We start from the raw sequence: 13,513 nt of genomic DNA, 5'->3' as shown, positions 1-13,513 counted from the left end.
GATATGATTATAAATATAGAAGAAACTGATGTTCAGGAGCTGATTAGCAGCATGCGAAAAAAGAAAATTCAGCTTTGGACAGAAGATGGAAAATTAAAATTCAAAGCTCCGAAAGGAATAATGGATCAAAATAATATTGAACTACTCAAAGAAAATAAAACTAAAATCCTTGAGTATCTAGAGTCAGAGATCAAGGCCATTACAATCCATAATGACCTGCCTAATCGTTACAAACCATTTCCACTTACAGACGTGCAGTCGGCCTATCTTTTGGGCAGAAACCAAGGCTTCCGATATGGCGGTGTGGCCTGCCATCTCTACATGGAACTAAAATATAACGCTCTGGATCATAACCTTGTCGAAAGTACCTGGAACACTTTGGTACAAAGGCATGAAATGTTACGAGCTACGGTTAGTAATCAAGGTTTTCAAACCATTCACAAAGAAACACCCCGTTTTAAGGTAAGTTATCAGGATGCTTCTGTGTTAGACGTTTCAAAACAAGCTATTGTTCTTGATGAGGTACGGGCACGTATGAGCCATCGCGTTTACGATACCGAGCAATGGCCATTATTTGATATTGCGGTCACTACAACGCAGTCGAAACAACAGAAAGAATCTGTGCTTCATTTTTCAATGGAATTCCTCATCGCCGATTGGATTAGCATGTGGATGCTCATGGCAGAATTTGAAAAACTATATTTCAATCCTACCACATCACTTTTACCCTTAAACCTCAGTTTCAGAGATTATGCAATTGCAGAAAGAGGTGTACGTGAAACGGCAGCTTATGCCAAAGATCGTAACTATTGGCTGAATCGTGTAGAAACATTACCGGCAGGTCCAAATCTGCCAATTGCGCGACGTGAAAATACCTCCTCCAATCACTTTACAAGAAACAGTACGCTTATTGAAAAAAAGAAATGGGAAAGTTTTAAAGCAACAGCCAATTCATACGGTATTACTCCTACTTCGGCAGTGGCCGCAGTGTATGCTTCCGTACTGGAACGCTGGAGCGAAACCCAGCATTTTTGCTTGAATCTTACCGTGCTCAATCGCATGCCCCTTCATCCCGAAGTGCATCAAATCGTAGGTGATTTTACTTCCGTTAGTTTGCTCGAAGTAGATTGGAGGGAGCAAAAAACATTCACCGAAAAAGCAAAAGAAATGAATCTCCAGTTGTTTGACGACTTGGATCATACCTTGTTTACCGGAGTAGAAGTACTTCGTGAAATGACCAAAAAGCAACAAAACGGAAGAGTACTTCTGCCGGTTGTACTGACCAGTGCCATCGGATTACTTGATACGGGTGAAGAAGCGGGATTAAAAGGTCAGATTGGTGATTATAACATCAGTCAGACACCACAGGTTTTTATTGATTGTCAGGTAGTAGATACCGCACAAGGACTGTCTGTAAACTGGGATACCCGCGATGGTATTTTCCCTGAAAATATGATCGACGATATGTTCTCTACTTTTGAAGCAGTACTCAATGAACTTGCCGATAACGCGGGGCACTGGAATAAAAAAGAGCTGATTGCATTACCCGTTCGACACCAGCAGGAAAGAAATCAACTGAATCATGAACCCGCAAAATTACCGGAGGATTTATTACACGAACCTATTATTAAAAATTTAAAAACTTTAGCAGACAAAGTAGCTATCGTTGATCAATATGGTTCCTTCACTTATAAAAACATAGAGCAAAAATCGGTCGCCATCGCTTTAAAATTAAGCCAATTAGGTTGTTCCGAACAAGATAAGGTAGCCATTACGCTTCCCAAATCACACCATCAGGTAACCTCTATATTAGCGGTACTTGCTTTGGGCGGTGTCTATGTGCCAATAGACGAAAATCAACCCATTGAGCGACGCGCCAAAATCATAAAAAATGCAGGCATTCGTTATGTACTTACCAGTGACGAAATTATGCAAGAAGGGTACGGAGTCGAAGATGATGTAAATGTTATCGCCGTAGATGGCTTGCAAAACAATACCGAAATTGATCTTGAAACCATTTCAACGAAAATAAAACAGGATCGTAATGCGCCTGCTTATGTGATTTATACTTCGGGCTCTACCGGAGAACCAAAAGGTGTAGTCATTTCACATTTGGGTGCTCTGAACACGATTGAAGATATAAACAGACGTTTCAAAATTGATCAAAAAGATAGTGTTCTTGCGCTGTCACAACTCGGTTTTGATTTATCTGTTTACGATATTTTTGGACTGTTGGGACTTGGTGGTACAATCATTTACCCTCACCCCGATCGTCAGCGTGACCCTTCTCATTGGTTGGAACTACTACAAAACTACCAAATAACATTGTGGAACACCGCTCCGGCTCTTATGCAAATGTTTATCAATTTTCTTGAAAGTGAAAAACAAAGCATCGGCTCGTCCCTTACTTCTTTCAGATTAGCGATGCTATCGGGAGATTGGATTCCTTTGAATCTTCCTGATACTTTACTACAGCTTGTACCTACCGTGCAATTAATAAGTCTTGGTGGCGCTACCGAAGCTTCTATTTGGTCTAATTTTCATATTTATAAAGGTTTACAACCGGATTGGAACAGTATACCTTATGGCAGACCACTTTCTAATCAGGGTTTCCGCATTTTAGATGAACAACTTCGCGATTGTCCGGAATGGAAATCCGGAGATTTATTTATCACCGGTACCGGATTGGCTCTGGAATATTTTAACGATCCTGTACTTACCAACGAACGTTTCTTCCCTCATTTTGCCAATGGTGAAAGAATGTACAAAACCGGAGACTTAGGCCGTTATGCTCCCGGAGGTGAAATTGAATTTCTAGGAAGAAGAGACAAACAGGTAAAAATAAGAGGACACCGTATTGAATTGGGCGAAATAGAATCGGCTCTAACATTACATGCTGATGTTTCCAACGCCGTAGTCATTGCAAAAGCCAACACCGAAAATAATAAAATCAAAACCTTATTTGGTTTTATCGTTCCTGCGAAAAATCAACCTTATACAGATCTAGTTTCCGAATTGTTTCAGCTGCTGGGCAAAAAAGTGCCGTCTTATATGGTACCTTCTCACATTCAAATAATGGAAAAAATACCCGTAACAGCCAACGGTAAAGTGGATGCCAAAAAACTGGAAGAACTTTGTGTTTTTGAAGCGGATAAAAACGGTATCGGAAATCAGGATTTTCAGGATGAGATTGAAAAAACCATCCACGACTTATGGTGTAGTTCCCTGGGCATAGACACGATTGGAAAACACCAGAACCTTAATGACTTTGGGGCAGATTCTTTAATATCGGCTCAAATGGCCGGAAAACTACGTGATCTTTTTACAGACCGAGGACACCAAAATCTAAGTTTTGACCTGATTTTAAGACAAATTCTGACTTCTCCTACTATTGTCGGTTTAGCCGATTTCTTTAGGGATCAGGAACAAAATAGTGGTATTCAGGAAAAGGTTCAGGAGACCAAAAAACCGGTTCGTATTGGAACGCTAACCTATTTTGGTGGCGATCAATCCGAGACACATCGTATTATACTTCATGCCGGTGGCGGTACATTGGACAGATACAAACACCTGATTCGTGAAATGGTCAACCAATATTCCGGCGCAGTATATGGGATTTCAGTAGGTGATTTTGATGCCTATTGTGCGATAGAAAGCGATCAATTGGTCGAACGCATTGCAGATGATTATTGTGTTTCCATTATTGAAAATGGTGCGAAAAAAATACAACTTATTGGTTATTCCATTGGTAGTATGGTCGCTGTAGAAATGGCCCGAAGATTAAGCGAAAAAGGAATTGAAGTCGTTGATTTGTGCATTATCGATGCTATTCGTGTTCCTTTCAAAGTATACGATGATTTATTTGTTGAATTCCGCTTCCTTCCTAATTTAGGTCTTACCCCTGCCGATGCCGGTTTTGGTACGATGAATGGAAACTTATTAATGGAATGGGTCACCACTACTTTACAGGAAAACAAAAACGAACTTCCTGAGGGAGCGATTTTTACTATGCAAGGCAACAGCGAATTGGCCGGAATCAGCTCGGTTTTTAACAACATGAAAGCAGTAAGCCAATCAGACCGTTTTGATGCTTATCTCTCTGCTATGAAACGTTTATCGGGGAGAGAAATGCCTAAAGAACTGCTGGAACGAACTTACAGCACTTTTGCCCAAAATTTTAAAGCTTCCAGATTTACCTCACCTCCCTATTTTGGTGACATACGCTATTTTAAAGCAAAAGAACAAGGGGCGACAACAGCAACCGGAATCAATGACGATATCGTTGAATTATGGTCTGAAATAAGCCTTGGCAAACTGCATATCACAGAAATTGAAGGCGATCATTTGGGTTGTGTCGGAGAAGAATATGCTCCCGATCTTGCAAACCATTTACGAGAGATTTCACTTAAATAATCCTTCAGCATTATGAATAATAGTATGGAACACAAAGACAAAATCCTGAATGGAAACTTATGGAATCTCGCATTGAGCTTGTCCTGGCCCATCATCATTGCCATGGTATTGTATGGACTTAATATGGTTTTAGATGCTGTATTGGTCGGTTTATTTATCGGTGAAAATGCTTTGGCTGCCGTTGTTATTACATATCCGGTAGTTTCTTTAACTATGGGTATCGGCTCCCTCATTGGTGTGGGAGCCGGTTCTATACTCAGCATTGCTATTGGCGAAAAAGACCATCAAAAACAGGCTACTCTATTGGGTAATGTCAATTTTTTATGCGTTGTCTTGTCTTTAGCCTATCTGTTTTTTGTCTTCTTTGCCGATAGAATCATTTTACGATTTATGGGTGCTGAAGGCGAAGTATTAAACCTTGCCCATACTTATTTTCAACATACTCTCTTTGGTGTTTTCTTTTGGGTATATGGTTTTGCTGCCAATATGATTGTGCGGGCAGAAGGCAAAATGAAACTTGCCGCACTTATCATGGGAACGGGCTTAGTGGTGAATGTACTGGTTAGTTATTTCCTTATAGAAGTATGGAAACTTGGGATAACAGGTGCTGCCTGGGGCATGAATATCGGAATGTTTGTCTATTCTGTCTTTGGATACTGTTATTTTCGCAGCAAAAAGGTTTCTTTTCCCGCTCAGCCTCTTTCCTTTACATATGATAATGCCATTTTAAAAACCATTGCTTCTCTAGGAATGGCCTCCTTTGTTATGGTCGTCATGAGTCTGATACAGGCAATAGCAATCTTTCAGAGTATTTCACGATACGGCAACACGGTCGATTTGGCTGTTTATGGCGCAGCCTACCGCGTATATACCTTATTATTGATGCCTATTGCCGGCTTTATGCGGGCACTTCAACCTATCGTTGGAATTAATTACGGTGCAGGAAAATATACTCGAACCGTAAATGCCTATATGATTTTTGTCGTTTTATCGACGGTACTCATTTTGCCCGTATGGATTCTTATTATGGCGTATCCCGGACAAATACTATCTTCTATGATCAATGTGGATTTATTAAAAAACCTGCATTATCAGAATTTCCAAGTTTTATTGTGGGCCACTCCTATCATTCCGTTTCTGTTTATGACTATGAGTTTTTATCCCTCCATTGGCAAGGGCAAACCGGCAGTACTTCTGGCGATTACCAGACAAATCATTTTTTATGTGCCTGCCATGCTTATTTTACCCGTCCTGTTTGGAATAAATTGGATTTACCTTGCTTCCAGTGCAATCGAATATATAGTAGCTGTTATTGCTATTATAATGGTTGTCCGCGAATTAAGACAAATGAATAGACTATAGACAAAATTAACTCTAAAATGAGCTATTAATTTTATCATTACCCCTCTTAAACAATCAATATCAATACGATGAAAAACTTACCTAATGACCTACACGCCGCTTATTTTGATGTAGATGGTACACTAACTAAAAGCAACATTGTCGAACCTTTAATGTACATCAAAAAACACGTAATGTCTCCCTCTAAATACAAACTCTGGAAAGCGATTCTCCCAATTCGTTTTATTTATTGGACGATCCTTGACAAGATCAATCGTGAAATGTCAACGGCCTCCATTTATAGGCAATACAAAGGTATTGCTGTTGAAAAAATGGCTACATTACAAAACCCATGTTATCAGGAAAAATATAAAAAGAAACTCTATTTGAAAGCATTTGAAACTGTCAATTTATTCAAAGAACAAGGCATTCAGATTGTTTTGGTTTCAGGTTCCTTAGATATTTTTTTACAACCATTAGCAGAAGAATTAGATGCAACACTAATTGCAACCTCTTTGCAAATAAAAAACGGAATCTACACCGGAGAAATTGAAGGTCGCACCGTTTCCGGAAAATGGAAAGCAGAACTAGTCAACGAACACGCGCATAAAAACCAATTCGATTTGGAGCACTGCGCCTCCTTCGGAAATTCGACTGATGATATCCCTATGTTGTGCTCGGTAAAGTACCCTGTGGCAATTAATCCCGACAAAGGATTGATTTCATTTGCTCAAAAAAATAACTGGGATTCTCTAATTTGGTCTTAGAATGCATATATACGGTGTCAATATTAACCACAATTTGTACGAAACTTTGTTTAAAGAAATGACCCAATATGTTTCTCCTGAAAAAAAGGCCAAGATCCATCGGTTCCGAAAACCAGTTGATCAAGTACGGTCTTTATTTGGGGATTTAATTATACGTTACATTTTGTGCAAGCATTATGGCTTGCACAATAACGAAATAAGGTATGAGTATCAGGAATTCGGTAAACCTTATCTTCCATTGCATCCTCATTATCATTTTAATATCTCACATTCCGGAGACTGGGTCGTGGGTGTAGTCTCCACATCTTTAGTGGGAATTGATATTGAAAAAATAACGGATTTAAAAACTGACGCATCTTCATTGGCATTAACAGCTGAGGAGATCGAAAAATTCCGGAAACTAAATGAAACGGAAAGAAATGCGTATTTTTTTGAATTATGGACTTTAAAAGAAAGTTATTCTAAGGCTACCGGAAAAGGTTTATCTGAGGGATTAAATACGTTAAGAATTTCAACTGACAATGGGATTATACATATCCTAAAAGATGAAAATACCATAGACGCTTATTTTCAGATATTAGAATGTATAGCCGGATATAAATTTTCTTTGTGTTCACTTTCTGAAAGTCTTCACAAAAATATTAAATTATTCCCTCTCAATGGATTTAGTGAAGAGGCCAAAGCCTTTTTTATGTTGTAAAATTACTTTTTTGGGTTCTGTCGCATCTGCCATATAAAACAGAAAGAAATTTCAGAGCTGAAAATTATGCTGCCAATTTACAAAATGATTTAAACATACTTGTGCCTAGCTTAAGCATCTGATTCTTTCTCAACATGTTTACCACTTCAATTCCTGCTAAGGCTCTTTTGGCACACTCCACTGTTGTGATGCTTCGGTTTAAATATTCACGGATTCTCTGGGGCGTTTTCTTTCCACAAACCTCAACAGGATAGCTTTCTATGTAGACATACCATTCCTTTCGGTCTTCTGCTTTTCGCAGGCGCACGGTCACCTTGGTTTTTGCTAATTGCTTCATATAAAATCATTTCCGTTATACAAATTATCAATTTCCGTTTTTTGAGCATATACATGCTTTCCAATCTGTCTGGTCGGGATTGAATATTTCCTGATATGCCTTTAGACAGAACCTTCAGATATTTGAAATCTCCCGTCTATTTCGCCAATGGAATAGCTGTCTTCTTTTTCAAGGCTGTAAAATTTTTTCTTCGGTGCGTTTTCACCCTCAGGCCCGCTGCGGGTAGGGGCAACATCTCACCCATAGCGCTGCGGTCTATCCTTACAAGGCGAATTCCCAGATTAACTGACTGAATTTTTCCTTTGTACACAAGCCGGTAAAGGGTTCTTTTTAAAATGCCAAAAAGTACGCCAGCTTCCGCAACAGAAATAAAAGCATTATTTTGTGGTATTTTATCTGCCAGCACTTTGAGTTCCACTTCATTTTTAAGCCGCAGCATCTTCTGTTTGTATACTTTCTTACTGCATTTAGCCGAGCAGTAAACTGAAGCCACTCTTTTGGGCAGAAATTCCCCGCCACAGACAAGAATTGATTATTTATCTTTCATCGCCCATATCTCCTGATTAAGGAACCATAAGTATACATAAATACCGCTTTATCTCCTTTTAAGTGCCGGTACAAATGTGGCACAAATATGCGGCAAAAAAGGATTAAAAAACAGCAGAAACAGAAAAGGACAAAAAAGAAAAAACCGCTGTAAACATATATTTACAGCGGCTTAACACTTATTACTGATTATTTTTAATCAGCAATTATTTTACTTCTTCGAATTCAACGTCTTCAACATTGTCACCTTGAGACTGCTCTTGTTGAGGAGCCGCTTGTTGACCTTGTTCACCTTGAGCGTACATCGCTTCTGTAGCTGTTTTCCAAGCTGCATTGATGTTGTCAAGAGCAGTTTGAATAGCTGGAATGTCTTGAGATTGGTGAGCCATTCTCAATTCAGTTAAAGCGTACTCTACAGCAACTTTGTGATCATCAGCTAATTTAGATCCAAGTTCTTTCAATTGAGACTCAGTTTGGAAGATCATTCCATCAGCTTCGTTCAATTTTTCAGCTCTTTCTCTAGCTACTTTATCAGACTCAGCGTTAGCTTCAGCGTCTTTTTTCATTTTCTCGATTTCTTCAGCTGTTAAACCAGAAGAAGCTTCGATACGGATATCGTGAGATTTTCCAGTTCCTTTGTCAGTTGCAGAAACTTTGATGATACCATTCGCATCAATATCAAAAGAAACCTCGATTTGAGGAACTCCTCTTGGTGCTGGTGGAATACCGTCTAAGTTAAAACGACCGATAGTTTTGTTATCAGCAGCCATTGCTCTAGCTCCTTGTAATACGTGCAATTCAACAGTTGGTTGAGAATCTGCAGCAGTAGAGAAAACTTGAGATTTTTTAGTTGGGATAGTTGTGTTAGACTCAATTAAGATAGTCATAATTCCACCCATAGTTTCGATACCTAAAGATAAAGGAGTAACGTCTAATAACAATACATCTTTTACATCTCCAGAAAGAACTCCACCTTGAATAGCTGCTCCAATTGCAACAACCTCATCAGGGTTAACTCCTTTAGACGCTTTTTTACCGAAGAATTTTTCAACTTCGTCAGCAATTCTTGGCATACGAGTAGAACCACCTACCAAGATAACTTCGTCAATATCAGAAACAGATAAACCTGCATCTTTTAATGCTTTAGCAACTGGTTCCATAGAACGTTTTACTAAAGAATCAGTTAATTTTTCGAATTGAGCTCTAGTTAATTTTTTAACTAAGTGTTTTGGTCCTGAAGCTGTAGCAGTTACGTAAGGTAAGTTGATTTCAGTTTCAGCAGAAGATGACAATTCAATTTTAGCTTTCTCAGCAGCTTCTTTCAAACGTTGCAAAGACATTGGATCTAAACGTAAATCAATACCTTCTTCAGCTTTAAATTCGTCAGCTAACCAGTCAATAATTTCGTGGTCAAAATCATCTCCTCCAAGGTGAGTATCACCATTTGTAGACAATACTTCGAATACACCGTCTCCTAATTCAAGAACAGAGATATCAAAAGTACCTCCACCTAAATCATAAACAGCAATTTTTTGATCTGTTCCTTTTTTATCTAATCCGTAAGCTAATGCAGCTGCAGTTGGCTCATTGATGATACGCATAACTTTAAGACCAGCAATCTCTCCAGCTTCTTTTGTAGCTTGACGTTGTGCATCATTAAAGTAAGCAGGAACAGTAATAACCGCTTCAGTAACTGTTTGACCTAAATAGTCTTCAGCAGTTTTTTTCATTTTTTGAAGTGTCATAGCTGACAATTCTTGTGCAGAGTACAAACGACCATCAATGTCAACACGTGGTGTATTGTTATCTCCTTTTACGATTGAATAAGAAACTCTTTTTGCTTCAGCCGAAACCTCACCAAAACCTTGTCCCATAAAACGTTTGATAGAAGCAATAGTCTTAGTTGGATTAGTTACCGCTTGTCTTTTTGCAGGATCACCCACTTTAATTTCTCCACCTTCAACAAAAGCGATGATAGATGGTGTAGTTCTTTTTCCTTCTGCGTTAGGAATAACAACTGCTTCATTACCTTCCATTACAGAAACACAAGAGTTCGTCGTACCTAAGTCAATTCCGATTATTTTACCCATTTTTTATATAATTTATTTTTGATATACTAATTTTTAAACTCATGTGGCATAAGTCAATCTTTGTGCCAATATAAAAAACCAAAGTAAATTGTCAGTTTACTATTGACACACCAAAAAAATATGACAACATGACATTTTTAAAACCTGACATTCATGGCATATCAGTACTTTAAGTGTCATTATCAGGAGCTGATTCCTGCTGTCTGCTCTATCTTTTCCTTGCTAAAGAAGCAAGAAAAAGGATGCCGCTCCCATCAGGGCTAGGGCACTTGGTTGTGTTAAAAAAAGTTCTGTGAATACCATTAAAATAAGTACATTCGTCAAAAAAAAAACGATGAACGAAAAATACCCTTTTTTACTCGAGAGAATACAATCTATTCTAATTGACTCGGTTTTAATAGTAGCTTGCATGATCATTTTCTCTGATATTCTATCTAATTTCAAAAATGTACCCGATTGGCTAAGGGCTGTTTTGCTGATAGCTCTATTTTTATACGAACCAATAGCCACTACTTTTGGTGGCACAATAGGTAATAACATAAAAAGCATAAGAGTCAGAAAAAATTCCGACAGCACAAAACGAATCAATATTTTCCAGGCGCTGATTCGATATTTCATCAAATTACTATTCGGCTGGCTTTCTTTTATCACTATTTTTTCAAACTCAAAGAAACGAGCCCTTCATGATATTCTTAGTGGGACTGTAATGGTGAAAATTTAAGCAGAATAATTAAGGTTTAAAAACCTGCACCTCTGCATTGGCTACGTTATCATTATGTCATTCATTTGCTTTAAGGCTGAACAGGTTTAAGATATACCCAATCGTTCTTAGTACACAACAATAGTAAAACAACCGAAATCTATATCCCTCGCTATGCGAAGCCTCCCGACTTCCAGTAGCGCTTTAGTTGAATTATCGTTTTTATTCCTATATTCGTCGAGCCGAAAATACTCGGCTTCTAAACCCCTAACCATGACAAGCGCCGAAATTTTAGTAACAAGGCGTTATGAAATCTAAAAAAATCAGTATGAAAAAAATTTTTCTCGGAATTATCTCTATCATATCATTTTCAATGTATTCACAAAACAGATATGAGCTTCTTGAAAACGGAAAAGAGAAATTATTTCTTTCAGATTCAATTTCAAAAATGGCTGAAAGTGGATTAATAACAAATCGCCCTATTGTTGTTGTTAATGGAATACCATTTCGTTACCAAGATTTAGAAAAAGAAAAATTACCATTGTCAAAAGTTGCTATTGAAAAGATTGTAGCAATTGATAAACAGAAAGGCATTAGTATTTATGGTAATTTCGGCGAAGCAGGAGTTTTAATAATTACAACCTCAAAAACGAAAATATTTTTACTGGAAAATGAAGATGAATCACAATATTATTTGGTTGACAAAATCAAAACCGCTTTCCAAAAAGATGAAATTGCTAATCCTCCATTAATAGTCATAGATGGAGAGCCTTTTAAATATAATAAAACTCTTAACACAATAGTTCTACCTATAAAAAAAGAAATTATATCAGATGTTACCATTTTAAATAAAAACAGTAGTAATGTTATATATGGAAAAGATGAAGTTTACGGAGCTATAATAATAACAACTACAAAATAATAAGAACAAAGCCCGGCTAACTAATAACCGTTACACGAGATTTGGACATTAGTATGAATTTACAGCTAGTTTTGTACTTGGAAAACTTGTGCATAATGGAGAAAATCCCGCATCTTTATTCCCCAACCTCTTGTAGTGCCAGAACGTTGCGCCACAGTTAACCGCAGAAGTAAAAAAAAAGACCAAATTTATGAATGTTTACAAATAACAAATTTACAATGTTATTAAATTTCCCTGAACAAATTATTGACGATTTTATAATCCCTGCTTTTACTATAAATGAAGGAGAAATTATTATAATTGAAATTCTTGGAGGTGCTAAATTTAGGGACTTAACTCTTAAATTAAATAGTATTTTTACAAATCAAAACTCAAGTTTCAAATATGTTGAACACATACAAACAGATTCACTTTTAAGTTTTATCTTTCCTCTAACAGTTGAAAAGTATCTTAAGAATTCTGGCTCAAATATATTTTACAGAAATAAAATATATGAACTTAATTGGATGAAACCAAAAATAAAAGTGAACACATTAGCAGGAAGTCCTAGAAGAATACTAAGCTTATACAAAACGTTAACTTTTACAAAGAATATTATTATTGATTTAGTTGGAGTCGACCCAATTGGAGGAGTTGAAATTTATCAAATCTTGAAAAGTAACAAAAATAAAAATGGAGCTACAATCTTATTTGATTCATGCAATGAGTTTGAAAATGATTGTTCAAAATTTATACGAACAAAATATATTGGAGAGTAATAGTAAATAAAATAACCGATCGCACAACAGTCGTTTGTCGTGATTGAGCCTTTCTTGAATTATCGTTTTATTCCTATATTCGGCCTTCTAAATCCCCATACTCGTATAGTGCCAAGACGTTGGTAGTACTATTACCGAAAAATTAGACATAATTGTAATCCATAGCATAGAATCAGAAAATTAAATTTTTAAACAATGAGTAATTTATGAAACGTAATATATTAATATTAGTGTTTTTCTTAGGAATTATACCAATCTCATGTGAAAGTGTAGACCCATATTATAAAATTGACAATTTGACTTGTCAGGCTTTTAAGGACGAAGCATTAACAAATGTTGTTAAGCCTATAGATATAATTTCAGAAAATAAAGTATACTTTAAAATTAACATGTCTTATACCTACGTTGCAAATATTGAAAAATCAAGACAGTGGTTCAACTTTACAACTTCAGCTTATGCTTTTTCAAAAGGCACCCCAGGTATTGACGGACTGAAAGATAAATTGAAAACAATTGAAATATTCAGTAATAATAATTTTAATGGTAAACCAGCAGGTACAGACATTAAAGATTTATTTAAATGGCATGATGTTCAATGGGATGGGCAACAAAAAACAATAGATTCATTAGTAATTGCTTTAAATCAAAGTTCATTTTTTATAGGCGGTAATCCATATTTTTTAAAGTTAATTCTAATGGGAAAACCTAATGATAATTTACCGCAAACATTTACCTTTAACTTTGTTTATGAAAACGGTAGTCGCCAATTAGTTAGTTCAACTGATATTAATTGGGTTTAAAAATACAACTACCAACAGTCGTTAAAAGAGATTTGGGTACTTGGCTTAATTTATAGCTGGTTTTGTACTTGGAAAATTTTTGCTTAATGGAAAAAACTCACATCGTTAATCCCAAACCTCGTATAGCGCCAGAACGTTA

Annotated in this window: 11 protein-coding genes; 8 read left to right on the top strand and 3 right to left on the bottom strand. The window is 36.9% G+C overall.

Going from position 1 to position 13,513, the window contains the following annotated elements; translation table 11 throughout:
- The first annotated feature begins 3 nt into the window (after positions 1–3).
- The 4 genes from LNP23_RS13845 to LNP23_RS13830 all read left to right on the top strand — a co-directional run bounded on the left by LNP23_RS13845 (position 4) and on the right by LNP23_RS13830 (position 7,221).
- Positions 4–4,413 carry a non-ribosomal peptide synthetase gene (locus tag LNP23_RS13845; protein ID WP_230001649.1) on the top strand — a complete coding sequence of 1,470 codons (4,410 nt, stop codon included), beginning with the start codon at positions 4–6 and terminating at the stop codon, positions 4,411–4,413.
- 12 nt (positions 4,414–4,425) lie between these two features.
- Positions 4,426–5,775: an MATE family efflux transporter gene (locus LNP23_RS13840; protein WP_230001648.1), complete on the top strand. Its 1,350-nt coding sequence runs from the start codon at positions 4,426–4,428 to the stop codon at positions 5,773–5,775.
- A 68-nt stretch (positions 5,776–5,843) separates the two neighbouring features.
- Positions 5,844–6,521, top strand: a complete 678-nt coding sequence (locus LNP23_RS13835) for an HAD family hydrolase (protein ID WP_230001647.1) — start codon at positions 5,844–5,846, stop codon at positions 6,519–6,521.
- A 1-nt stretch (position 6,522) separates the two neighbouring features.
- Positions 6,523–7,221 (top strand): 4'-phosphopantetheinyl transferase family protein, encoded by a 699-nt coding sequence (locus tag LNP23_RS13830; protein WP_230001646.1) that lies wholly within the window; start codon positions 6,523–6,525, stop codon positions 7,219–7,221.
- 64 nt (positions 7,222–7,285) lie between these two features.
- Here LNP23_RS13830 and LNP23_RS22905 read toward each other — a convergent pair whose 3' ends face one another.
- The 3 genes from LNP23_RS22905 to dnaK form a co-directional block, all read right to left on the bottom strand.
- On the bottom strand, positions 7,286–7,558 hold the full coding sequence (locus LNP23_RS22905) for a hypothetical protein (protein ID WP_230001645.1): 273 nt from the start codon (positions 7,556–7,558) through the stop codon (positions 7,286–7,288).
- 136 nt (positions 7,559–7,694) lie between these two features.
- Positions 7,695–8,051 (bottom strand): helix-turn-helix transcriptional regulator, encoded by a 357-nt coding sequence (locus tag LNP23_RS13820; RefSeq protein WP_230001644.1) that lies wholly within the window; start codon positions 8,049–8,051, stop codon positions 7,695–7,697.
- A 259-nt stretch (positions 8,052–8,310) separates the two neighbouring features.
- Complete coding sequence (gene dnaK, locus LNP23_RS13815; RefSeq protein WP_047775908.1) at positions 8,311–10,194, bottom strand: molecular chaperone DnaK; 1,884 nt, start codon at positions 10,192–10,194, stop codon at positions 8,311–8,313.
- 334 nt (positions 10,195–10,528) lie between these two features.
- Here dnaK and LNP23_RS22955 point away from each other — a divergent pair, with 334 nt between their 5' ends.
- The 4 genes from LNP23_RS22955 to LNP23_RS13795 all read left to right on the top strand — a co-directional run bounded on the left by LNP23_RS22955 (position 10,529) and on the right by LNP23_RS13795 (position 13,374).
- Positions 10,529–10,915, top strand: a complete 387-nt coding sequence (locus tag LNP23_RS22955) for an RDD family protein (RefSeq protein WP_428979163.1) — start codon at positions 10,529–10,531, stop codon at positions 10,913–10,915.
- 307 nt (positions 10,916–11,222) lie between these two features.
- Positions 11,223–11,816 (top strand): hypothetical protein, encoded by a 594-nt coding sequence (locus tag LNP23_RS13805; RefSeq protein WP_230001642.1) that lies wholly within the window; start codon positions 11,223–11,225, stop codon positions 11,814–11,816.
- Between the two features lie 194 nt (positions 11,817–12,010).
- A complete protein-coding gene (locus tag LNP23_RS13800) occupies positions 12,011–12,574 on the top strand; it encodes a hypothetical protein (protein WP_230001641.1) in 564 nt (187 codons plus the stop codon).
- 206 nt (positions 12,575–12,780) lie between these two features.
- Positions 12,781–13,374, top strand: coding sequence for a hypothetical protein (locus LNP23_RS13795; RefSeq protein WP_230001640.1), 594 nt, complete (start codon positions 12,781–12,783; stop codon positions 13,372–13,374).
- The last annotated feature ends 139 nt before the right edge of the window (positions 13,375–13,513 follow it).

It is taken from the genome of Flavobacterium cupriresistens (assembly GCF_020911925.1).
In the GTDB taxonomy this organism is placed as follows: domain Bacteria; phylum Bacteroidota; class Bacteroidia; order Flavobacteriales; family Flavobacteriaceae; genus Flavobacterium; species Flavobacterium cupriresistens.
Note: the sequence above shows the minus strand (reverse complement) of the source record. Positions and strands in the feature narration are given on the sequence as shown.